The organism is Mesorhizobium sp. W016 (assembly GCF_054719485.1).
In genome coordinates, this window is the sequence record NZ_JBTTIF010000002.1 from 2281601 (window position 1) to 2303467 (window position 21867).

19 protein-coding genes and 1 pseudogene are annotated in these 21867 nt (G+C 64.0%); 13 read left to right on the forward strand and 7 right to left on the reverse strand.

The annotated features are described in order from the left end of the window. Window positions 1-60 precede the first annotated feature (60 nt). The 4 genes from ACYG9V_RS11325 (at window position 61) to ACYG9V_RS11340 (ending at window position 4022) form a co-directional block, all read left to right on the forward strand. Window positions 61-729 (forward strand): GntR family transcriptional regulator, encoded by a 669-nt coding sequence (locus ACYG9V_RS11325; RefSeq protein WP_023687112.1) that lies wholly within the window; start codon window positions 61-63, stop codon window positions 727-729. 320 nt (window positions 730-1049) lie between these two features. Further along, on the forward strand, window positions 1050-1634 hold the full coding sequence (locus ACYG9V_RS11330) for a biotin transporter BioY (protein ID WP_352597342.1): 585 nt from the start codon (window positions 1050-1052) through the stop codon (window positions 1632-1634). A gap of 3 nt (window positions 1635-1637) precedes the next feature. Continuing rightward, entirely contained in the window at window positions 1638-2054 is a 417-nt protein-coding gene (locus tag ACYG9V_RS11335; RefSeq protein ID WP_352597343.1) for a DUF1284 domain-containing protein, read from the forward strand. A gap of 192 nt (window positions 2055-2246) precedes the next feature. Continuing rightward, window positions 2247-4022 carry a tetratricopeptide repeat protein gene (locus tag ACYG9V_RS11340; RefSeq protein WP_460222066.1) on the forward strand — a complete coding sequence of 592 codons (1776 nt, stop codon included), beginning with the start codon at window positions 2247-2249 and terminating at the stop codon, window positions 4020-4022. 205 nt (window positions 4023-4227) lie between these two features. Here ACYG9V_RS11340 and ACYG9V_RS11345 read toward each other — a convergent pair. Further along, window positions 4228-4688 (reverse strand): annotated as a pseudogene (locus ACYG9V_RS11345) (GNAT family N-acetyltransferase). Window positions 4689-4864: 176 nt separating this feature from the next. Here ACYG9V_RS11345 and ACYG9V_RS11350 point away from each other — a divergent pair. Beyond that, window positions 4865-5809, forward strand: a complete 945-nt coding sequence (locus tag ACYG9V_RS11350) for a glycine--tRNA ligase subunit alpha (protein ID WP_027050062.1) — start codon at window positions 4865-4867, stop codon at window positions 5807-5809. 3 nt (window positions 5810-5812) lie between these two features. Here the strand turns inward: ACYG9V_RS11350 and ACYG9V_RS11355 are convergent, their stop codons facing one another. Beyond that, window positions 5813-5983 (reverse strand): hypothetical protein, encoded by a 171-nt coding sequence (locus ACYG9V_RS11355; RefSeq protein ID WP_023702047.1) that lies wholly within the window; start codon window positions 5981-5983, stop codon window positions 5813-5815. 223 nt (window positions 5984-6206) lie between these two features. Between ACYG9V_RS11355 and ACYG9V_RS11360 the strand changes: the two genes are divergently transcribed. Continuing rightward, a complete protein-coding gene (locus tag ACYG9V_RS11360; protein WP_023692101.1) occupies window positions 6207-6608 on the forward strand; it encodes an endonuclease domain-containing protein in 402 nt (133 codons plus the stop codon). Window positions 6609-6914: 306 nt separating this feature from the next. Further along, window positions 6915-9383: a glycine--tRNA ligase subunit beta gene (glyS, locus tag ACYG9V_RS11365; protein ID WP_352763083.1), complete on the forward strand. Its 2469-nt coding sequence runs from the start codon at window positions 6915-6917 to the stop codon at window positions 9381-9383. A 76-nt stretch (window positions 9384-9459) separates the two neighbouring features. Here the strand turns inward: glyS and ACYG9V_RS11370 are convergent, their stop codons facing one another. After that, window positions 9460-9843 carry a hypothetical protein gene (locus ACYG9V_RS11370; protein WP_352763081.1) on the reverse strand — a complete coding sequence of 128 codons (384 nt, stop codon included), beginning with the start codon at window positions 9841-9843 and terminating at the stop codon, window positions 9460-9462. A gap of 162 nt (window positions 9844-10005) precedes the next feature. After that, a complete protein-coding gene (locus ACYG9V_RS11375; protein WP_352763079.1) occupies window positions 10006-10458 on the reverse strand; it encodes a hypothetical protein in 453 nt (150 codons plus the stop codon). A gap of 372 nt (window positions 10459-10830) precedes the next feature. Here ACYG9V_RS11375 and ACYG9V_RS11380 point away from each other — a divergent pair, with 372 nt between their 5' ends. The 3 genes from ACYG9V_RS11380 to ACYG9V_RS11390 all read left to right on the forward strand — a co-directional run bounded on the left by ACYG9V_RS11380 (window position 10831) and on the right by ACYG9V_RS11390 (window position 13995). After that, window positions 10831-11796 carry an L-threonylcarbamoyladenylate synthase gene (locus ACYG9V_RS11380; RefSeq protein WP_352763078.1) on the forward strand — a complete coding sequence of 322 codons (966 nt, stop codon included), beginning with the start codon at window positions 10831-10833 and terminating at the stop codon, window positions 11794-11796. 18 nt (window positions 11797-11814) lie between these two features. Beyond that, window positions 11815-13245, forward strand: a complete 1431-nt coding sequence (locus tag ACYG9V_RS11385) for an FAD-binding oxidoreductase (protein ID WP_352763076.1) — start codon at window positions 11815-11817, stop codon at window positions 13243-13245. 183 nt (window positions 13246-13428) lie between these two features. Continuing rightward, window positions 13429-13995 carry a DUF6101 family protein gene (locus tag ACYG9V_RS11390; protein WP_023668457.1) on the forward strand — a complete coding sequence of 189 codons (567 nt, stop codon included), beginning with the start codon at window positions 13429-13431 and terminating at the stop codon, window positions 13993-13995. Between the two features lie 268 nt (window positions 13996-14263). Here the strand turns inward: ACYG9V_RS11390 and ubiA are convergent, their stop codons facing one another. Beyond that, window positions 14264-15247 (reverse strand): 4-hydroxybenzoate octaprenyltransferase, encoded by a 984-nt coding sequence (gene ubiA, locus ACYG9V_RS11395; protein ID WP_023692096.1) that lies wholly within the window; start codon window positions 15245-15247, stop codon window positions 14264-14266. Window positions 15248-15298: 51 nt separating this feature from the next. Next, the gene (locus ACYG9V_RS11400) at window positions 15299-16210 is read right to left on the reverse strand and encodes a LysR family transcriptional regulator (RefSeq protein WP_023668455.1); all 912 of its coding nucleotides are present in this window, start codon (window positions 16208-16210) and stop codon (window positions 15299-15301) included. A gap of 91 nt (window positions 16211-16301) precedes the next feature. On the opposite strand from ACYG9V_RS11400, the gene ACYG9V_RS11405 reads away from it, so the two are divergent. Next, the gene (locus tag ACYG9V_RS11405; RefSeq protein ID WP_023706642.1) at window positions 16302-17096 is read left to right on the forward strand and encodes a phytanoyl-CoA dioxygenase family protein; all 795 of its coding nucleotides are present in this window, start codon (window positions 16302-16304) and stop codon (window positions 17094-17096) included. 133 nt (window positions 17097-17229) lie between these two features. Then, window positions 17230-18516: a phosphoribosylamine--glycine ligase gene (purD, locus tag ACYG9V_RS11410; protein WP_352763075.1), complete on the forward strand. Its 1287-nt coding sequence runs from the start codon at window positions 17230-17232 to the stop codon at window positions 18514-18516. A gap of 3 nt (window positions 18517-18519) precedes the next feature. Here purD and ACYG9V_RS11415 read toward each other — a convergent pair whose 3' ends face one another. Next, entirely contained in the window at window positions 18520-19632 is a 1113-nt protein-coding gene (locus ACYG9V_RS11415; protein WP_352763091.1) for a glycoside hydrolase family 25 protein, read from the reverse strand. A 448-nt stretch (window positions 19633-20080) separates the two neighbouring features. Here ACYG9V_RS11415 and ACYG9V_RS11420 point away from each other — a divergent pair, with 448 nt between their 5' ends. After that, window positions 20081-21850 (forward strand): acyl-CoA dehydrogenase family protein, encoded by a 1770-nt coding sequence (locus ACYG9V_RS11420; RefSeq protein ID WP_023752611.1) that lies wholly within the window; start codon window positions 20081-20083, stop codon window positions 21848-21850. The last annotated feature ends 17 nt before the right edge of the window (window positions 21851-21867 follow it).

Genomic DNA, 21867 nt, shown 5'->3' on the forward strand with positions numbered 1-21867 from the left:
CATGCAAAATCGGGCAATCACCGCTCGACAATCGGTTGCGGCGCAAATTATCTATAAAACATGGCAAAGACCGCAGACGACACCATCGCCGTGCGCATCAGCAAGGTGCTGGCGGATCGCATCATATCGGGCGCGATCGAGCCGGGAGCCCGGTTGCGGCAGGATCACATCGCCGAGGAATTCCAGACCAGCCATGTCCCGGTGCGCGAAGCCTTCCGGCGCCTCGAGGCGCAAGGGCTGGCGGTCAGTGAGCCCAGGCGGGGCGTGCGCGTCGCCGCTTTCGATCTCGGCGAGGTAAGGGAAGTCGCCGAAATGCGGGCAGCCCTCGAAGTGCTGGCGCTGCGCCATGCCGCGCCGCATCTGACGGCTTCCATTCTCAATCTTGCCGAAGAAGCCACAAAGGCCGGCGACAAATCCCGCGATGTCCGCTCTTGGGAGGAGGCCAACCGCACCTTCCACCGGCTGATCCTGGCGCCCTGCGGCATGCCGCGGCTCATCGCCACCATCGACGATTTGCACGCCGCAAGCGCCCGCTTCCTGTTCGCCGCATGGCGCTCGGAATGGGAAATCCGCACCGACCAGGATCATCGCGCGATCCTGAGCGCGCTGCGGCAGGGCAATACCGAATCGGCCGCCGCCACGCTTGGCCGGCACGTGCAGTGGATCGGGCAGAAACCGGTCAAGACCGCGTCAGGCAAGATGCGCGAAGCGTTTGCCATTGTTGGGTAGCGATCCTTCACACCCCCCTCTGTCCTGCCGGACATCTCCCCCGCAAGGGGGGAGATCAGCAGCTTTGCCGGCTGCGTTAGTCCTGCAACGTCGGCGATTTGCGAAAGCATAGGCGACATCCGATCTCCCTCCTTGCGGGGGAGATGGCCGGCAGGCCAGAGGGGGGTGCTGTCCCGCCGGCCCTTTCCAATTCCGTTCATTTAGGCACTCAAGATCCATCCTTTTTCACCCGAGGGGTTGCCATCTCCTCGCAAGTATGGATTCGATAATAGATCGAACAACAAAATTATCTATAATTACAAACCAACAGGGAAGCCGCCATGACCGACATCGCCTTTTCGCCCTCCAAGCCATCCTTCAGCCCGTTGCGCCTGCAAACCCGATCGCTTGGCTGGCAGGTCGGGGCCGTCGTCATCGGCACGCTGTTCCTGGCGCTGTCGTCCTACATCGAGGTGCCGATGGTGCCGGTGCCGGTCACCATGCAGACCTTCGCAGTGACGCTGATCGGCGCGCTCTATGGCTGGCGGCTTGGCGCCATCACCATCATCGCCTGGCTGGTCGAGGGCGCAGTGGGCCTCCCGGTTCTGGCCAGCGGCGCCTCCTGGTTCTACACCGGCGGCTATCTCCTGTCGTTCCCCATTGTCGGTGCTCTGGTCGGCTGGCTTGCCGAACGCGGCTGGAATGGCAACCGGGTTGGCTTTGCCTTCCTCGCCATGCTGCTCGGCAACCTGCTTTGCCTGGTGATCGGCACTGTGTGGCTCGCCGCCATCATTGGTGCCAAGGCGGCGATCGTCTCCGGCTTCCTGCCGTTCATCGTCGGCGGCTTGCTCAAGTCGGCGCTTGGCGCCGCCACGCTGAAGCTGTTTTCCGGCAACAAGGCGAGCCGGGTCGGAACCGCGTCCTGACCAATGACCATCAGGCTGCGCTCCCATCACCTGCTTTGCCTGCTGACCTATGTCGGCAAAGGGTACAGCGCAGCCTTCGTCGCCAATTATGACGTGATCGCGAAACGTCTGGGCCGGGGTGAGGATATCCTGATCGTCTCCGGCCCCGACGATATCTGCCAACCGCTGCTCGGCGAGGCCGAGCCGCATTGTTTGCGCGAAAGCGCCGCCGCCCGGGACGAACTGGCGGCACGCGATGTCGGCAAACTGCTGGCCCGGCCGATCCGGGCCGGCGCCCGCCTCAGCCTCGACGCGGCAACGCTTGCCGGTCTGCGCGCGGCCTTTGCAGCCGGCGTGACGCGTGAGGCCTGCCAGGGTTGCGAATGGGCCGGCCTGTGCACCACTGTCGCGGCAGGCGGATATCGCGATGTCAGGCTGTAGCTCCCAACCCCGATCTGCTATTATCCCGAACCGACAGTGTGTGCGTCGCCATGGTTTGTTAATCGGGTGACCCGATTGTGAATTCGGCCCGGATTGAAGCCTGACCCCAAAAAGGCCATGCTTTGGCAGGAAACATCGAGTCTATGGCTTCTCCGCGCCGACGCGGGATGGCGCTTGGCTGAAAGGGATACGATGCGGCAAGGACGTGCGCGCTGGCTCGCGGGGCTGGCAATTATGGCAGGGATGGCGATTTCTCCGCTGCCTGCCTACGCCAAGGAATTGACCGACCCGGTCAAGATCACCTCCTTCTCGGGCGCCTATCTCGCCGCCCGCATCGCCGAAGGCGACAACGACCTCGACAATGCCATCGCTTATTACAAGCAGGCGCTCGCCTTCAATCCCGGCGACACCTCGCTGCAGCAAAGCCTGATGCTGTCGCTGATCGCGCAAGGCCGCTTCGAGGAATCGCTGGTCTATGCCGACAAGCTCAAGGCAGTTCCCGACGTCGAGCGCTTCTCGCGTCTGGCTCTGGCGGTCGATTCCTTCCACAAGAAGGATTTCACCAAGGCGCAGTACTGGCTCAAGCTGTCGCTCGAATCCGATCTCGACCGGCTGATTTCCGGCGTCATGTCCGGCTGGGCACAAGCGGGCGCCGGCGACCCCACCGGGGCGATGGCCTCGATCGACAAACTGCAGGGGCCTGACTGGTTCGGCCTGTTCAAGTCCTTCCACCGCGCGCTGATCGCCGATGCCGCAGGCCTGTCGGATAAGGCCGACGCGCTTTATGACGCGACCCTGACCGACGTCACGGCCGGCGGTGCCGCGCCCGAGACATGGATGCGCAACGCCCAGGCCTACGCGTCTTTCCTGGCGCGCAAGGGCAACAAGAACAAGGCGCTCTACGTGCTCGACAAGGCCGAGGCGTTCGCGCCCGGCAAGCTCGACATCCAGGCGCTTCGCGACAGGATCAGCAAGGGCGACAAGATCGAGCCTTTCGTCGCCAGTCCCTCCGAAGGCGCCGCTGAAATCCTGCTCGACCTCGCCATCGCGCTCAATCGCGGCGGCGGCGAGCCGTTCGTGCGCCTCTATCTGCAATATGCGCTCGCGCTCAAGCCCGACAGCGACGCCGCTTTGGTGCAGCTTGCCGCCGTTGCGGAGCAGCTGAAGGACGGCGAAGGCGCCATTGCGCTCTATAGCCGCATTCCAGCCTCCTCGCCGCTGAAGGAGCTTTCCGACCTGCAGCTCGGCCTCAACCTTGCCGATCTCAACCGTCACGATGAGGCGATCGCCCATCTCAAGGCATTCGTCGAAGCTCACCCCGATGACATGCGCGCCTATCTGGCGCTGGGCGGGGTCTATGCGTCGAAGGAGGATTTCCGCTCCGCCGCCACTCTCTACGACAAGGCGGTCGCGGTGCTGAAGACGCCGACCAATGCCAACTGGAACATCTACTATCAGCGCGGCATCGCCTATGAGCGGCTGAAGGAATGGCCCAAGGCCGAACCGAACTTCCTCAAGGCGCTGGAACTGTTCCCCGACCAGCCGCAGGTGCTGAACTATCTCGGCTATTCCTGGGTCGACATGAACATGAACCTCAAGGAAGGCCTGGCGATGATCCAGAAGGCCGTCGACCTCAGGCCGAGCGACGGCTACATTGTCGATTCGCTGGGCTGGGCCTATTTCCGCATGGGCCGGTTCGACGACGCCGTGCGCGAAATGGAGCGCGCCGTGTCGCTCAAGCCGGAAGATCCGGTGCTCAACGACCATCTCGGCGATGCCTATTGGCGCGTCGGCCGCAAGCTCGAAGCCACTTTCCAGTGGAATCAGGCGCGCGACCTGAAGCCGGATCCCGATGTGCTTGCCATTTTGCAGCAGAAGCTGATGAAGGGCTTGCCGCCGATCGAATCCAACACGGCGCAGGAAACCCCGAAGGTCAAGCCGGCCACCCCGCCAGCGCCGAAGGGGTGATCGGGCCATACTTCTGATGAAACGGGGCTCGCTGAGCCCCGTTTTTTCGGTTTGGTGTCTTAGAGCAATTCCAGGAAAGTGTGCGCGGTTTTCCGTTCGGAATTGCGACAGAAACAAAGAGATAGAGACGCCCTATCGGGATCGTCATTCTATGGCGGAGCAAGGAGCGAAGCGACGCGGCGCAGACCCAGCGTTGGCGCTCATTCTAGAACAGCTTTCGGTAGACGACGAACCCCGAGAGATCGCCGATCTTGTCGTAGAGCTTTATCGCCGTGTGGTTGGTTTCGTGTGTCAGCCAGTAGACGCGGCTGGAGCCTCGGTTTGCGCCCTGGTATAGACGTCTTCGATCAGTGCCCGGCCGACGCCCTTGCCGCGCGACGCCTCATTGGTGAAGAGATCCTGCAGATAGCAGTTCGGCGAAATCGCCGTCGTGGTGCGGTGGTAGAGATAGTGGACAAGGCCGAGAAGCTTGCCTTCGCTCTCGGCGACCAGCGCATGCATCGGCTCATAGGCATCGAAGAAGCGCGACCATGTCATTGCAGTGATGTCACCGGGCAGGGCGGTCTCGCCCGAGCGGCCGTAAAACGCATTGTAGCCGTCCCACAGCGGCAGCCATTGCTCGTAATCCTCTCGGGTGACGGGGCGTACGGTGAACTGGCCTTGCATGGCTGAACCTTTGTCGTTGAAGCTGGGCGAGCAAACGGCCACCGGCACCGTCCGGCAATGGGCCAGTCCGAAGCAAAGCGTTCAACCTCTCATCAGGGCGGCCATAGGCGCTGCCTTGACGCCTACCGGCCCGGCAACTAGGGAATGTCTTCTTTTTCGCGCTTTCCGAGGCCGCCGTGACGTCAGACAGTCCAGCCCATATGCACCCCAGCCGCTCGTTCCAGGGGCTGATCCTGACCCTGCACAATTACTGGGCCGCCTATGGCTGTGTCATCCTGCAGCCTTACGACATGGAAGTCGGCGCCGGCACCTTTCATCCGGCCACCACGCTGCGCGCGCTCGGGCCCAAGGGCTGGAACGCTGCCTATGTCCAGCCCTCGCGAAGGCCGAAAGACGGCCGCTACGGCGAAAACCCCAACCGGCTGCAGCATTATTACCAGTACCAGGTGATCCTGAAGCCCAACCCGCCGAACCTGCAGGAGCTCTATCTCGGCTCGCTCAAGTCGATCGGCGTCGATCCGCTGCTGCACGACATTCGCTTCGTCGAGGACGACTGGGCAAGCCCGACGCTTGGCGCCTGGGGGCTCGGCTGGGAGTGCTGGTGCGACGGCATGGAAGTGTCGCAGTTCACCTATTTCCAGCAGGTCTGCGGCATCGAATGCGCGCCGGTGGCGGGAGAACTGACCTACGGCCTGGAGCGGCTGGCCATGTATGTGCAGGGCGTCGACAATGTCTACGACCTCAACTTCAATGGCCGAGAAGGCGCCGAAAAAGTCACCTATGGCGATGTCTTCCTGCAGGCCGAGCAGGAATATTCCAGGCACAATTTCGAATATGCCAACACTGCCATGCTGCTCAGGCATTTCGAGGACGCCGAAGCCGAATGCAAGGCGCTGCTCGCGGCCGGCGCCCCGGCTTCGAACGACAATCTGCCGATGCACCGCATGGTCTTCCCGGCCTATGACCAGTGCATCAAGGCCAGCCACGTCTTCAACCTGCTCGATGCGCGCGGAGTGATTTCGGTGACCGAGCGGCAGAGCTACATCCTGCGGGTGCGCAATCTGGCGAAAGCCTGCGGCGAGGCATTTTTGCAGACCCAGGCCGGCGGGCTCGCCGCCTGAGGCTCACTTCATCATTTCGGGGGAAATGTTGATTGGCGCCGAGAACTGGCCAGACGATCCTGCCATGGTCCGCATAGCCTGCCGCACACCCGGCATCGAGAAGGCGCCATGCACCTGCGCGGCGAAACAGGCGCTGAGCGCGATGATCTGGAGAAGTCTCGATGCCGTTTTCATGGTCGTTCAGCCAATAGGTCCCTGCCTGAGCGTTGGTCGCTTCAGCGCTGCGTTTGGTTCATGGAAATCTTTGATCCAAGGACGGGCGGGCTGGTTGCGGCCCGACAGGGGCGGTCAAAATTCCTGGAAACAGCGGTCAGCCGAGTTGCTATGCCCTCTTACCTCCCCCTAGATGGGGGAGGTCGCCGCGAAGCGGCGGGTGGGGGTGACAGCGCGACGTTCCATGCCAAAACTCGATCGATTCAAGCTGCAGTCTGCGCAAAGGCTTCGCGCGGCGATGACCGACGAGGAACGCATCCTGTGGCGGCATCTGTGGCGCATTCCAGTAGAAGGCACTCATTTTCGCAGGCAGGCGTCGGTAGGCGTTTACTTCCCTGATTTCATCTCCCACCGGCTGAAGCTGATCATTGAGGTGGACGGTGCCCATCACAGCTTCGATGACCAGCTGCGCCATGACGAGCGTCGAACGAAATGGTTCGAGAGCCAAGGCTACCGCGTCATTCGCTTCTGGAACCATGAAATCAAAAACGAACTGGATTCCGTGCTCGATACGATCTATGCGGCGGTGGAAGAACGAAAATCACACCTGCGTTTGCGCGATGGTGCCGAAGGTATCGGCGGCTGAGAGGTCGCCACCCCACCCCGGCGCTACGCGCCGACCCTCCCCATCGAGGGGAGGGTGGGAGCCTAACTATGCCTGATCTGCTTCTAGAACTCCGCTCGGAAGAGATTCCCGCCCAGCCGCGCAACCGCAGCGCCGGAGGCGCGAGGACGCGCAATCAGGAAGAAGGCATGCGGGTGGAGAAACTCTGATGCCTGATCTTTTGCTAGAACTTGGCTCCGAGGAAATCCCCGCCCGGCCGCGCAACCGCAGCGCCGGAGGCGCGAGGACGCGCAATCAGGGAGAAGGCATGCGGGTGGAGAAACTCTGATGCCGGATTTGTTGCTGGAACTTCGCTCCGAGGAAATCCCCGCCCGCATGCAGCGCAAGGCGGCGGGCGATCTCAAGAAGATGCTGACCGACGGTCTGGTCGAGGCGGGTCTGACCTATGACGCCGCGCGCGAATACTGGACGCCGCGGCGCCTGGCGCTCGATGTCAGGGGCCTGACCGCGCGCTCGAAGGACATCCACGAGGAGATCAAGGGGCCGTCGACGGCGGCGCCGGAACAGGCGGTGCAGGGTTTTCTGCGCAAGGCAGGCCTTGCCTCGGTTGCCGAGGCGCATGTCCATTCCGATCCGAAGAAGGGCGATTTCTACGTCGCCCATATTTCGAAGCCGGGCAGGGCGGCGGAAGAAATCGTCGCCGAACTGGTGCCGGCCATCATCCGCAGCTTCCCGTGGCCGACATCGATGCGCTGGGGGCCGGCTTCGGCCAAGCCCGGTTCGCTGCGCTGGGTGCGGCCGCTGCAGACGATCCTGTGCACCTTCGGCCCGGAGACCGAGGAGCCGGTGGTGGTCGATTTCGAGATCGATGGCATCCGCTCGGGCAATATCACCTATGGCCATCGTTTCATGGCGCCGGGTGAAATCACCGTGCGCCGCTTCGACGATTACGTGACCAAGCTGGAAGCGGCCAAGGTCGTGCTCGATGGCGACCGCCGCAAGGAGATCATCCTTGCCGACGCCCGCAACCTCGCCTTCGCCAACGGGCTCGATCTGGTCGAGGACGAAGGGTTGTTGGAAGAAGTGTCGGGCCTGGTCGAATGGCCGGTGGTGCTGATGGGCGAATACGAGGAGGCCTTTCTCGCCATTCCGCCCGAGGTGGTCCGGCTGACCATCCGCGCCAATCAGAAATGCTTTGTCACCCGGCCGCAAGGCGACGGCGAAAACCTCTCCAACCGCTTCATCCTCACCGCCAACATCGAGGCCAAGGACGGCGGCAAGGAGATCGCGCACGGCAACGGCAAGGTGGTGCGTGCCCGCCTGTCGGACGCGCTGTATTTCTGGAAGACCGACCAGGGCGATCTGCCCGATCTGGAGCAGCTCGAGGCGTCGGCGAAGAAATTCGGGCTCGATCTGAAAAAGCCGCTCGACCAGCGCATGGCCCGCCTCGACCATCTCAATGTCACCTTTCAAACCAAGCTCGGTACGCAAGGCGATCGGGTGGAGCGGATCAAGCGGCTGGCGCAGGAGCTGGCGCCAACAGTGGCGCAGTCAATCTCCCCCCTTGAGGGGGAGATGGCCGGCAGGCCAGAGGGGGTCGGTTCGGCTGCCGCGACGCCGCCCGGTCTCTCGAAGAAAGAGGGAGTTGGCGCTCCACGCGAGACGACCCCCTCTGTCGCCTTCGGCGACATCTCCCCCTCAAGGGGGGAGATTACCGCGCTCGCCGGGCGTGCGTCGGTGCTCGCCAAGGCCGATCTTACGACCGAAGCAGTGGGCGAGTTTCCGGAACTGCAAGGCGCCATGGGGCGCAAATACGCGCTGCTGCAGGGCGAGCATCCGTCCGTGGCTGCGGCGATCGAGGAGCACTACAAACCGCAAGGTCCGTCGGATAGCCTGCCGACCAATCCGGTGTCGATTGCCGTCGCACTGGCCGACAAGCTCGACACGCTGGTCGGCTTCTGGGCCATTGATGAAAAGCCGACGGGGTCGAAGGACCCTTACGCGCTGAGAAGGGCCGCACTGGGCGTGGTGAGGATCCTGATCGAGAATGGGATCTCACTGCCGCTGACATCGCTCTTCGATAGTGCCTATCAAACGGCGAGTTATCTCGCGTCTAAGGCTGGACGGGCCTTTGGCCCCGACCTCCTCGCCTTCTTCCACGACCGCCTGAAAGTCTATCTCCGCGACCAGGGTGCTAGGCATGATCTCATTGACGCCGTGCTGGCAGGCGGTGGAAGCGCGCCAATCTCCCCCCTTGTGGGGGCGGCGAAGCCGACAGAGGGGGGCGCTGTCCCGCCGACCTCTCATTCTGGCGCGCCCCCCTCTGCCCTGCCGGGCATCTCCCCCACAAGGGGGGAAATCGGCCAATCGCACTCGGATGACCTCCTGCAGATCGTGCGCCGCGTCGAAGCGCTCGGCTACTTCCTCGACACCGAGGACGGCAAGAACCTGCTCGCCGGCACCAAGCGCGCGGCCAACATTCTGGCTGCTGAGGAGAAGAAGAAAACGCGTGTCGCCGCGACTGTTGAGCCGGCGCTGTTTCGCGAGGAGGCCGAGAAATCGCTGTTTGCGGCGGTGAATCAGGCGGAGAGAGAAGCCGGCGAAGCGATTCAAAACGAAGACTTTTCCGCCGCCATGCTGGCGCTTAGCGTGTTGCGTGAACCGGTTGATTCATTCTTTGAACGCGTTCTCGTGAATGATGAGGACCAGGCCGTGCGCGCCAACCGCCTGGCGCTGCTGGCTCGCATCCGCACGGCCACCGATCAGGTCGCGGATTTTTCCAGAATAGCTGGCTAAGGGACGGACAAGCCCGAACACGGGCGGCGTTCACACGCCGCCCGTCTTGTTTTCAGTCCTCCCGAGGCTGACTCCGTCAGTCCTCCAAAATGCTGACATGCACGCTGTCTGAATAGACGTCGACCTGGATCAGCGGCTCGCCATTGACGATGGCGTTCCGTGTCGAGGAGCTCATCGCGCCACTGCGCTTCAGCATGCGTTCCAGATACGCGCGCTCATCGTTGCTGCGGAACCAGTCATCGCCCTGGTCGTCGGCATCGCGTCGGTGGAACTTGTGCCAGTTGGCGCGGTCCTGCCGCACCATCTGTGCTGCGCTGCTCAGCTCATAGCCGTCGCTGGCATGGTGGTCGCGATCGGAAATGCGCGCGACGTAGGACCCTAGCTCGTCACCGGCCTGCGCGCCGCCGACACCTATAGGTGACGCCAGCAACAGGCCGGCAATAGTCAAAGATTTCGTCATGTTCATGATAACCCCTCGCTCTCCTAGAACCCGGCGCGCTCATGCCAAACCCGATTGGCGAAATTGGGGCCGCCGCCAAGCCGATCGTGCGCCGGGGCGTCGATCGGCGTCAAGCGGCATGGATCGGCCGACTGTCTTGGCCGACTGTTTTGGCTGTATGGCCTACTCGGCTTTGCCGACGCCCTCGATCGGCCGCTGCGGTGTTGCTGCCGGCTGCGGCGCTGCCGGTTGCGACTCGGGCTTGCCGTTCGATGCCGTTGCAGTTCCGGCTGGTGCGGTCTCTGCCGTCGGCTCAGTTGCCGGCGCCGCGGCGCTCGCCCTGGCCGGAGCCGGCGCGGCGAAGGCGCCGCCGACGATGCCGCCGCGAATGATCATCGGGTCCTGCCTAGGCTTTTCGGGGATCGCCGCGACCTTTTCATAAGTCACATCGGGCTGGGCATCGCCGAGTGCGACGATCGATGGCGACGAGGCGATCCTGACCGGTTCGGATCCGCCAACCTTGATGACCGATGGCGTCGAGGTCGAGACGCCGAGAAAGACGATCGACGAGGCGTGCGCCCCACCGGTCATCGCCGCCAGGGTGAAACCAAGCGCTCCAAGCACACGCATCGACATCGAAACCGTCCCCTTGCCCGACAAGCCGCCAGCCCTAACCGCAAATAGCCTTAACCCCGGTGGATTGATGCCGGCTTGCAGGGAAACATAGCATTTTAGGCATTGATAATTCGCCAACGCCGGCTTGCCCGAAAACCACTGCCGTATTAGAGCAATTCCAGGAAAAGTGAGTAGCGGTTTTCCGTCCGGAATTGCGCAAAAACAAATACTTAGAGCGTTTCAGCGAACCGCTGAACCGCTCTAATGCATGTCGCTCAAAAGTGGCCCCGGTTTTGAGAGAACGACATGCATCAAAACAAAGACCTAAAGCGCGTCGCATGAATCCGGTTCAGCGCGACGCGCTTTAGGTCCGGTGCCTGTGAGGTGAAGCGAGTGGCTGAGATACTATCCGTCGGCGAAGCGATGGAGCAGGCGTTGGCGCTGCTCGAGGGCGGCGACGTCGTCGCTATCCCGACGGAGACCGTCTATGGACTGGCCAGCGACGCGACCAATGGCGTCGGCGTCGCCCGCATCTTCGAAGCCAAGGGCCGGCCGCGCTTCAACCCGCTGATCGCCCATGTCGCCGACCTCGCGATGGCCGAGCGCATTGCGATCTTCGACCCGCTGTCGAAGCGGCTGGCCGAGGCGTTCTGGCCGGGGCCGCTGACGCTGGTGCTGCCGCTCCGACCCGGCAACGGCATCCATCCGCTGGTCACCGCCGGGCTCGATACGATCGCGCTCCGCATGCCGAGGGGCTTCGGCGGCGAGCTGATCGCCAGGCTCGGCCGGCCGCTGGCCGCGCCCAGCGCGAACTCTTCGGGCAAGATAAGCGCCACGACGGCGCAAGCCGTGGCGGCCGATCTCGGCGCCAAAATCCGGCTGGTGGTCGATGGCGGCGCCACCCCGGTCGGGCTGGAATCGACCATCGTCAAGGTCGAAGGCAACAGCGTGCGGCTGCTGAGGCCAGGCGGCATCGCTGCCGCCGATATCGAGGCCGTCACCGGCCTCAAGCTGCAGCGCGGCGCGACGGCCGGCATCGAGGCGCCCGGCATGCTGGCGTCGCATTATGCGCCGGGCGCCGCGGTGCGGCTCGACGCGCAAAACGTGGTTGAAGGCGAGGCCTTGCTGGCCTTTGGCGTCCGCCGCGCCGAAGGCTGGCAAGCGGCGGCCGCCTTGCGCAACCTGTCGGCATCAGGCGATTTGCGCGAAGCCGCAAGCAATCTGTTCGCGTATCTGCAGGAACTCGACCGCAGCGGTGCGGCCACGATCGCCGTCGAGCCGATCCCGGTCGAAGGCCTCGGCGAGGCGATCAACGACCGGCTGCTTCGTGCCGCTGCCCCCCGTGACAAGCTCGATTGAGCGCCATAGTTTGCGCCGATGAACGACTCCCCCTTCGACCTCGATCCCGCTCTCATCGACCGCTTCACTGCCATTGTCGGCGAAAAATATGCACTGCGCGACCAAGCCGATATTGCGCCGTATCTTACCGAGCGGCGCGGGCTGTGGCACGGTAGGACGGCCTTGGTGCTGCGTCCCGGCAGCGTCGACGAGGTGAGCCGGATCATGCGGCTGGCGAGCGAGACGGGAACGCCGGTCGTGCCGCAAAGCGGCAACACCGGGCTGGTCGGCGCCCAGGTGCCGGATGCCTCCGGCCGCGAGATCGTGCTTTCTTTGTCGCGGCTGAACCGCATTCGCGAGATCGACGTCTTCTCGAACACGGTGACCGTCGAAGCCGGCGTCATCCTGCAGACGCTGCAGGAAGCCGCCGACGCCGCCGACCGGCTGTTTCCGTTGTCGCTTGCCGCGCAAGGGTCCTGCCAGATCGGCGGCAATCTCTCGTCCAATGCCGGCGGCACCGGCGTGCTTGCCTATGGCAATGCGCGCGAACTCTGCCTTGGTGTCGAAGTCGTGCTGCCGACCGGCGAGGTGTTCGACGATCTGCGCAAACTGAAGAAGGACAACACCGGCTACGATCTGAAGAACCTGTTCGTCGGCGCCGAAGGCACGCTCGGCATCATCACCGCCGCGGTGCTGAAACTGTTTCCCAAGCCCAAGGGGCGCGAAGTCGCCTTTGCCGGCCTGTCGTCGCCGGAAGCAGCGCTTTCGCTGTTCAGCCTGGCGATGGACCGGGCCGGGGCGGCACTCACCGCCTTCGAGCTGATCGGCCAGCGTCCTTATGATTTCACGCTGCGCCACGCGCAGGGCGTCATCCGGCCGCTCGCCGAGGACTGGCCCTGGTATGTGCTGATGCAGATATCATCCGGCCGTTCGGCCGAGGACGCCAGGGGGCTGATCGAGGAGGTGCTGTCGGAAGGCCTCCAGAAAGGCATCGTCGGCGACGCGGTGATCGCGGCAAGCCTGGCGCAGGGCGACGCCTTCTGGAATTTCCGCGAGGTGCTGCCGGATTCGCAAAAGCCCGAAGGCGCGTCGATCAAGCATGATATTTCGGTGCCGGTGGCATCCATCCCGGCGTTTATCGAAAAGGCGGCCGGTGCAGTGGCTTCGGTCAGTCCGCAGGCGCGCGTGGTCTGCTTCGGCCATATGGGCGACGGCAATCTCCACTACAACATCTCCCGGCCGGAGGGCGGTGACGATGAAGCGTTTCTCGGCCTCTACCACGCCATGAACCATGCCGTGCACGATGTTGTGCGCTCCTTCCAGGGTTCGATCTCGGCCGAGCATGGCATCGGCCAGTTGAAGCGCGACGAGCTGATCGCCACCGCGCCGCCCATGGCGATCGAGCTGATGCGCCGGGTGAAGGCCGTCTTCGATCCGGCCGGCATCATGAATCCCGGTAAGGTTATCTGATCCTTTCAACATTTTGTGGCTGGTCTCATTCCGATAACCATCGCCTGAGATCAGCAAAATTTAACTGACTTTCTTAAGCCGGGCGGCAGAAGCTCGCGCTAATGTTTCACACAACGAGGCCGGGAAAACCGGCCCGGAGAGACCCGCAAAACGGCTCTCAGGAGAAACACAGGAAGGCAGCAGATGAACAGTGTATTGAAGCCCGTCTGGGCCGGGCGCAACATGCGCCTCGACCCATTCCGCCTGCCGCAAGTGGTGAGCTATGCCACGCGCGACGACTATGGCGACGTTACCTTCACCATCGACCAGCGCGGCGCCGTCATCCGCCGCACGCTCGAGATGAGCGGCGTGCCGGCGATCATCGCGCTGCCCGCCAACGCGTTTCGCGGCGTCGCCGCCCGCGCGATGGAGGATGCGCAAGGCAATGTCACGGTAACCCTCGAACTCCTGCACAACGACCCGATGCTGTCGGTGCCGCTGCTGGTGGCCGACGATCTCGACGACGTCGCCGCCGACTGGCGCGCCTGGGCCGATGCTTACCGGCTGCAGATGCTGCTGATCGAATCCGACGGCATTGCCCGCACGCTTGAGGAATCGCTCGGCGCCGCCATCAAGGCGCTGCCGGCCAAGGATCGCCGCAAGGGCCGGGTCTCGACCACGCGCCGCCCGCGCTTCCTCGCCCGCCGCAGGGCCGGCAATCTCGGGCTGAGACTGGTGATCGACGGCCAGGAGATTATTTCGAGAGAGTAGCTTGACCGGCGATTGGCGAAACCGCCGACGACAGCCTTCTTCTCCCCGTCACTATACGGGGGTTGAGGAGCGGTCCGCGTAGCGGACGAAAAGCCAATTGCTTGGCTTTTCGAGTGACCAACGCCCGGCAGGGCGATGAGGGGCGGCGCTGACCGAGGCATTTCTCGCAATATCGCCGCTGTGCATCTCACCTCAACTGCAAAGATTGGCGCTGCCCCTCATCCGGCTGCCGCCACCTTTTCCCCGTGTAGTGACGGGGAGAAGGAGATTAAACCAGCGGCTTTAGCGCCACCCACAGCGCACCGCCGATCAGGCCGATGAAGATCAACCAGCCGACCTGGTTGTTGGATTTGAACAGCCGCAGGCATTGATCGGGATCGTCGATATCCAGAACCGCTATCTGCCGCGCCATATGGGCGCCGGCGGCGATCAGCCCGGCCAGCGCCACCACCGGCGCCTGCGCCGAGGCGAAGGCGATTGCGAAGCAGACCAGCGTGCCGCCATAAAGCCCGACCAGCCAGGTCTTGGTGTTGTCGCCGAACAGCCGCGCCGTCGAGCGCACGCCGACGATGGCGTCGTCTTCCTTGTCCTGATGTGCATAGATGGTGTCGTAGCCGATCACCCACAGGATCGAGCCGATATAGAGCATGACGGCCGGGCCATCGAGATCGCCGAACTCGACCGCCCAGCCCATCAGCGCACCCCAGGAGAAGGCGAGCCCGAGCACCAATTGCGGCCAGTTGGTGAAGCGCTTCATGAAGGGATAGACGGCAACGATGACCAGCGAGACGATGCCGAGCGGAATGGCGAAGTCGTTGAACTGCAACAGCACGACCAGCCCCAGCAACGCCTGGATGACCAGGAATATCCAGGCTTGGCGGCGCGTCACCTTGCCGGCCGGCAGCGGCCGCGAGCGCGTGCGCTCGACCTTGTTGTCGATGTCCTGGTCGACAATGTCGTTATAGGTGCAGCCGGCGCCACGCATGGCGACGGCGCCGACAAAGAACAGGAACAGGAACCACGGCGACGGCAGTAATGTCAGCAACGGGTCTGCCGGGCGGGGATAGGCGCTGGCCGCAAGCGCTGCCGACCACCAGCAGGGCCACAGCAGCAATTGCCAGCCGATCGGCCGGTCCCAGCGCGCAAGCTGCGCGTAAGGCCACAGCCAGCGCGGCAATATCTTGTAGACCCAATGGCCGCTCGGCGCGTCGGCGACGCGGCCCTGTGCGGCTTTCGACTGGATGGTTTCCATCGTGCTGGAGTGGCAGCAGCGGCGTGCCCCGTCAAGCGGCCGCATTGTCGCTCAGGCGGTGAAAATATCGTGGCTGGCAAACCATTCCTTCGCCACCTCCGTGAAGGCCAGCGCCGCCTTCGACAGCCTTTGCCTTGTGTCATGGGTGAGGATGATGCGCTGCATAGGCAGCGGATCGGACAGCGGCTTGCAGACCAGCGGCAGCCCGTCATAACTCCTGTCGCCATAAGGCCTGGTGTAGCTCACCGCGACGCCGAAGCCGTTGGCGACCATGCTGCGCTGCAGTTCGAACGAACTCGCCGTCGATTGCGAGACCGGCGACAGGCCGCGGCTGAGGAACAGGTCCAGCATATGCTGCCAGCTGTGCGGCTGGTCGGTGGTGATCAAGGGATGGGTCGCCAGCTCCGCCAGGCTGACGCTGGCCTGGCTGGCCAGCGCGTGGCCTTGCGGCAGAAGCGCGTGTGGCCGCAGCTCATGCAGCAGGATGCGGGCGAAGTGCGAGGGCAGGCCGAGATCGTAGGTCAGGCCGAGATCGATTGCCGCATCGCCGAGCCGCCGGCCGAGCGTCTCGAAGGTCTCGTCGCGGACCACCACGGTGACCGCCGGGCAGCGTTGCGAAAAAGCGCGGATCAGCGCCGGCGCGAAATAAGGCGCCAAATCCTCGAAACAGCCGAGCACAAGTTCGCCCCCGACATCGGCGTCGCGCGTCCCGAGCCCAACCAGTTCGTCCGCTTCGGCCAGCACCTGCTTTGCCTTCGCCACCGCGCTGCGGCCGAACGAGGTCAGCGCGATGCCGCTGCCGCGCTGGCGCACGAACAGTTTCTGGCCGAGCGTCGCTTCGACATTGTCGATCGCCACCGAGATCGACGGCTGTGAGACGTTCAGCATCCGCGCGGCCGCGGTGACGCTGCCATGCCGTGCGACGGCGACGAGGTAACGCAGCTGGGTGAGGGTCAGATTCATAGTCTAAAACTATAAGAGAGATGAGACGTTATTATTTTACGCGATGTGCGGCGGCTGCGATAGTCGGTCATCGAAACAGGGAAGACATGAGATGGCCGCCAGACATATTGATGCCGCAGCGATTGCCGACTACCAGCGCGACGGCGCGGTCTGCATACGCGGCGCCTTCAAGGACTGGGTCGGCACCATCGCCGCCGGCATCGAGCGCAACATGCAAAACCGCAGCGCCACGGCCTCGGACATCGCCAACGGCAAGGGCAGCTTCTTCGACGATTACTGCAATTGGGAGCGCATTCCCGAATTCGTCGACGTGGTGCGCAATTCCCCGGCCGCGGAACTCGCGGCAGCGGCGATGCAGTCGCGCAGCGCCCAGTTCTTCCACGACCATGTGCTGGTCAAGGAACCGGGCACGCAAAAGCCGACGCCTTGGCACCAGGACATCCCGTATTACTTCGTCGATGGCACCCAGACCGTCAGCTTCTGGATTCCGATCGATCCGGTCAAGGAAGCGACGCTGCGGCTGATCGCCGGCTCGCACAAATGGGACAAGATGATCCTGCCGGTGCGCTGGCTCGATGACAGCAATTTCTATGCCGGCGAGGGCGATTATCTGCCCGTGCCGGATCCAGACAAGGACCCGTCGCTGAAGGTGCTCGAATGGGAGATGGAGCCGGGCGACGCCATCCTGTTCGACTTCCGCACCGCGCATGGTGCGCGCGGCAATCCGACCGCGGCGCGTCGCCGGGCGCTGTCGCTGCGCTGGGTCGGCGACGATGCGCGCTATGTCGAGCGCCCCGGCCGTACCTCGCCGCCCTATCCCGGGCATGACATGAAGCCCGGCCAGAAACTGCGCGAGGACTGGTTCCCGGTCGTCTTCCAGAGCTGATACCGGCCGGGGACGCCGTGCTCTCGGCGCGACGTTCCCGTGCGCAACCGGTATGGCGCAAGGTAAAACTCTTGACCCGCGCCGCCCGGGGCAATAGCGCAGTCCCTGTCGTGAAATGACAAGGGACATCGGCATGCGCGTTTTGTTGATCGGCTCCGGCGGCCGCGAACATGCCCTGGCCTGGAAGATCGCGGCCTCGCCGCTTTTGACCAGGCTCTATGCCGCGCCCGGCAATCCGGGCATCGCCCACGAGGCCGAACTGGTCAAGCTCGACATCGCCGACCATGCCGCTGTTGCCAGCTTCTGCAAGGACAACGCGATCGACCTCGTCGTCGTCGGGCCGGAAGGGCCGCTGGTCGCCGGCATTGCCGACGACCTGCGCGGCGAAGGCATCCGCGTCTTCGGCCCGTCGAAGCGGGCAGCGCGGCTCGAAGGCTCGAAAGGTTTTACCAAGGACCTTTGCGCCAAATACGGCATCCCGACCGCCGCCTATGGCCGCTTCACCGATCTTGCCTCGGCGAAAGCCTATGTCGAAAAGGTCGGCGCGCCGATCGTCATCAAGGCCGACGGGCTTGCCGCCGGCAAGGGCGTCACCATCGCCATGACGCTGGACGAGGCGCGCGCCGCCCTCGATGCTTGTTTCGACGGCGCATTCGGTGACGCCGGCGCTGAGGTAGTAGTCGAGGAATTCATGACCGGCGAGGAGGCGAGTTTCTTCTGCCTGTGCGACGGCACGACCGCACTTCCCTTTGGCACCGCGCAGGACCACAAGCGCGTCGGCGATGGCGATACCGGCCCCAACACCGGCGGCATGGGCGCCTATTCGCCGGCGCCGGTGATGAGCCCCGAAATGGTCGAGCGCACCATGCGCGAGATCGTCGAGCCGACCATGCGCGGCATGGCCGAGCTTGGCGCGCCGTTCGCCGGTATTCTGTTTGCCGGGCTGATGATCACCGACAAGGGGCCGAAGCTGATCGAATACAACACCCGCTTCGGCGATCCCGAGTGTCAGGTGCTGATGATGCGGCTGAAGGATGATCTGCTGGTGCTGCTCAACGCCGCCGTCGACGGCCAGTTGGCGCACAGTTCGATCCGCTGGCGCGACGATGCCGCGCTGACCGTGGTGATGGCGGCACAGGGCTATCCCGGGACGCCGGAAAAAGGCTCGGTCATTCGGGGTCTCGACGAAGCCGCTGGCGAAGGCGTTGAGATTTTCCATGCCGGCACTGCCATCAATGGCGGCGCGCTGGTCGCCAATGGCGGCCGCGTGCTCAACGTCACGGCATCAGGCAAGACGGTGGGTGAAGCGCAAAGCCGCGCTTACGCCGCGCTCGACCGTATCGACTGGCCGCAAGGCTTCTGCCGCCGCGACATAGGCTGGCAGGCGGTGGCGCGGGAAAATGCCAGCGCCGCCACATAAGCCTCAGCGCTCGCGAACCAGTTCCGTCGAAGCGGTGCTGACCGGGTCGGCGGCCTGCGAGAAGGCGGCCTCGAGCAGAGCCTCCGAACGATACGTGGTCCGCTTCCAGGCGACATACTCGGCAATGCCGAAGCGCGCGCGGCGCGGCACCGTCTTGACCACCGGCATGCGGAAGGCGGCGCGGAATGTCTGCCAGCGCGCGCCGAGCACCGCCACCATTTCCTCGACCGTCGGTGGCGTCGCCACATCGGCGTATGTGATGGTGACTTTGCCGGCGAGCCCGGCCGCGCGCGACACCGGCACCGGGATCGAGGCGAGGTAGTCGGGCGGCACGTCGATCAGGCCGCCGAAGGGCCATTGCTGGCGCAGTGCCGCCGCGTCCATCGGCGCGACGTTGACGTCGATGTCGTTGGGCGTGCCGGGGACCCGGTAGGGGCAGCGCAGGCGGCCGCAATTGGCCTGCGCCGAAAATTGCCACAGCGCATAGCCCTGCCAGTTGCCCATCGGAAAGTGCACGTCGATGTCGGGCTTGTAGCGCGCATACCAGAGCGGCAGCCGCGACAGCAGACGGTATTGGTAGCGGTTGTCGGCGATGTACTGGGCGGTCTTGCCGTTGGTGTAGAGGATCGGGAAACGGCCGAGCCGCCGGTGCACCTGGCGCACGAATTCCTCGGCATCCTCGAGCGACATCCATTGCGAGGGGTCGTTGCCTTCGAGATCGAGGGCGAGCAGATCGTCCGCCGCCGGTTCGGCGAAGTCGATGAAGCTGTTGGCCTGCTCGAGCGGGTTGCCGGGCCGGGCAAGATGATAGGCGCCCCATTTCAGCCCGAGCGCCTTGGCCACCACCTTGCGCGTCTGGAACAGCTCGCGCGTCACCGCAAAGCGTTTCCACAGCGTCTTGCAGAGTTTGACGGCGATCTCGTCGCCATAGCAGAAATAGGGCGGCGGCAGCCCGTCGGAGGCCTTGTTGATGAAGCCGACAATGCGCTTGTCGGTGGCAAGCTGCGCCCACTCGATGGAATTGTATTCATAGGCGTCGACCACCAGCGCGCGGTCGCCATCCCGCCAAGGCTCGGAAAAGTTCGAGGCTGTAGCCGCTGACGTCAGCGCCATCATCGCCGCGAGAGCGATCGCTGAGCGGCGAAGAAGATGCGCCGGCGTTTTCAAACAGGGGATCCCCGCTGACCAAACACCGATGGTGGACCGGTATGGTTAAGGAAGTGCTTTCGGGCAGGAGTCCTGTCGCTCTCGCGATTTCGTCAGTCTATGGCGAAGCAAGGAGCGAAGCGACGCGGCGCGGACCATAGTATGCATTCCGCGACTTCGAAGCGTTGCCACGGCGCGGAATTCTGCACCGTTGCGCCCTTAGCGCGAGGTCGCGACATGGTACTCGGCATCCGCTACGCTCCCGCTCCACCTGTGGACGACGAAGTTCGATGAAAATCCGCGTGACAAAGTTTGACGTTTACGTAAAAAGAAGGTCGGAGGCCGCCCAGAGGCGGATGGTTTTGCATCGGCCCGGGTCCTAGGATCGAGCAGTCGGAGCAGCGGAGGAGAAAGCGGCATGTACAAGGCCCCGGTCGACGACATTTCGTTCACGCTCAAGCATGTCGCCGGGCTCAAACCGGCGCTCGACAGCGGCGCGTTCGGCGACCTCGGCGAAGACCTTGTCGACGCCATCCTGGCCGAGGCCGGCCGCTTCGCCAGCGAGGAAGTGGCGCCGCTCTACAAGATCGGCGACGAGCACGGCGCGGTGCTGAAGGATGCAGCCGTGACCATGCCGCCTGGCTGGAGGGCGCTTTACCGCAGCTGGATCGGCGGTGGCTGGAACGCGCTGTCCGGACCGGAAGAATTCGGTGGCCAGGGCCTGCCGACCATGCTCGGCGTTGCCGCGCTCGAAATGTGGAACTCCGCCGCCATGGCCTTCGGCATCGGCCCGACGCTGACCATGGGCGCCGTCGAGGCGCTGGACAAGCATGCCTCCGAAGCGCTGAAGGCAAAGTATCTGGCAAAGCTCGTCTCCGGCGAGTGGATGGGGACGATGAACCTGACCGAGCCGCAGGCCGGTTCCGATCTCGCCGCCTTGCGCAGTCGCGCCGAGCCTGCCGGCGACGGCACCTACCGCATCTTCGGCCAGAAGATCTTCATCACCTATGGCGAGCATGATTTCACCGACAACATCATCCATCTGGTGCTGGCGCGGCTGCCCGACGCACCGGCCGGCACGCGCGGCATCTCGCTGTTTTTGGTGCCGAAATTCCTGGTCAATGATGACGGCTCGCTCGGTGCCCGCAACGACGTCTTCTGTTCCGGCCTCGAGCACAAGCTCGGCATCCATGCCTCGCCGACTTGCACCATGATCTATGGCGACGGGTTCCAGGGTGCTGCGCCCGGCGCCGTCGGTTGGCTGATCGGCGAGGAGAACAAGGGGCTCGCCTGCATGTTCACCATGATGAACAACGCGAGGCTTTGCGTCGGCATGCAGGGCGTGGCAGTGGCCGAAGCCGCGACGCAGAAGGCGATCGCCTATGCCAATGAGCGCCGCCAGGGCAAGGCATCGGACTTTTCAGGCGCCGGGATGGCGCCGATCGTCCATCACCCCGACGTGCAGCGCAATCTCTTGACCATGAAGGCTTTGACCCAGATCGCCCGCGCCATCTCGTATTCCTGCGCCTATGCCATCGACTTTGCGCGTGTGTCGACAGGCGAGGAGGCCGCGCATTGGCGCGATCGCGCCAATCTGCTGACGCCGCTGGCCAAGGCCTTTTCCACCGATATCGGCGTCGATGTCGCATCGCTCGGCGTCCAGGTCCACGGCGGTATGGGCTTCATCGAGGAGACGGGCGCGGCCGCGCTCTATCGCGACTCCCGCATTGCGCCGATCTATGAAGGCACCAACGGCATCCAGGCGATCGACCTTGTAGCCCGCAAATTGCCGCTTGGCGGCGGCGAGCATGTGCATGGCTATATCGCCGAACTGAAGGCCATCGCCGACGAGGTGCGGACCTCGAACCTGCAGGGCTTCGGCCGCACCGCCGAAGCGCTTGACCAGGCGTTCGACGATCTCACCGAGGCGACGCGCTTCCTGCAGAAGCTGCTGGCCGACGGCCGTCTGGACGAAGCGCAAGCCGGTGCGACCCCCTATCTCAGGCTGATCTCGCTTGCTGCCGGCGGCGCTTATCTGGCGCGTGGCGGACTTGCCCAGCAGAGCCGCATCGCCCTTTGCCGCTTTTTCGCCGAAAACCTGCTCGGCGAAGTCAGCGCCTTGAAGGAACGCGTCATCGATGGCGCCGAGAGCCTCGCTACCGCCGGCAAGGCGCTGATAACGGCCTGAATACCAGAGCGCTCACC

Bases quoted from the DNA above. Each gene is read 5' to 3' on its own strand.
- ACYG9V_RS11385 (WP_352763076.1), top strand. From the start codon at position 11,815: ATGAACGACTCCCCCTTCGACCTCGATCCCGCTCTCATCGACCGCTTC.
- ACYG9V_RS11325 (WP_023687112.1), top strand. From the start codon at position 61: ATGGCAAAGACCGCAGACGACACCATCGCCGTGCGCATCAGCAAGGTG.
- purD (WP_352763075.1), top strand. From the start codon at position 17,230: ATGCGCGTTTTGTTGATCGGCTCCGGCGGCCGCGAACATGCCCTGGCC.
- ACYG9V_RS11415 (WP_352763091.1), bottom strand. From the start codon at position 19,632: ATGATGGCGCTGACGTCAGCGGCTACAGCCTCGAACTTTTCCGAGCCT.
- ACYG9V_RS11405 (WP_023706642.1), top strand. From the start codon at position 16,302: ATGGCCGCCAGACATATTGATGCCGCAGCGATTGCCGACTACCAGCGC.
- glyS (WP_352763083.1), top strand. From the start codon at position 6,915: ATGCCGGATTTGTTGCTGGAACTTCGCTCCGAGGAAATCCCCGCCCGC.
- ACYG9V_RS11370 (WP_352763081.1), bottom strand. From the start codon at position 9,843: ATGACGAAATCTTTGACTATTGCCGGCCTGTTGCTGGCGTCACCTATA.
- ACYG9V_RS11390 (WP_023668457.1), top strand. From the start codon at position 13,429: ATGAACAGTGTATTGAAGCCCGTCTGGGCCGGGCGCAACATGCGCCTC.
- ACYG9V_RS11360 (WP_023692101.1), top strand. From the start codon at position 6,207: ATGCCAAAACTCGATCGATTCAAGCTGCAGTCTGCGCAAAGGCTTCGC.
- ACYG9V_RS11340 (WP_460222066.1), top strand. From the start codon at position 2,247: ATGCGGCAAGGACGTGCGCGCTGGCTCGCGGGGCTGGCAATTATGGCA.
- ACYG9V_RS11355 (WP_023702047.1), bottom strand. From the start codon at position 5,983: ATGAAAACGGCATCGAGACTTCTCCAGATCATCGCGCTCAGCGCCTGT.
- ACYG9V_RS11400 (WP_023668455.1), bottom strand. From the start codon at position 16,210: ATGAATCTGACCCTCACCCAGCTGCGTTACCTCGTCGCCGTCGCACGG.
- ACYG9V_RS11330 (WP_352597342.1), top strand. From the start codon at position 1,050: ATGACCGACATCGCCTTTTCGCCCTCCAAGCCATCCTTCAGCCCGTTG.
- ACYG9V_RS11335 (WP_352597343.1), top strand. From the start codon at position 1,638: ATGACCATCAGGCTGCGCTCCCATCACCTGCTTTGCCTGCTGACCTAT.
- ACYG9V_RS11420 (WP_023752611.1), top strand. From the start codon at position 20,081: ATGTACAAGGCCCCGGTCGACGACATTTCGTTCACGCTCAAGCATGTC.
- ACYG9V_RS11375 (WP_352763079.1), bottom strand. From the start codon at position 10,458: ATGTCGATGCGTGTGCTTGGAGCGCTTGGTTTCACCCTGGCGGCGATG.
- ubiA (WP_023692096.1), bottom strand. From the start codon at position 15,247: ATGGAAACCATCCAGTCGAAAGCCGCACAGGGCCGCGTCGCCGACGCG.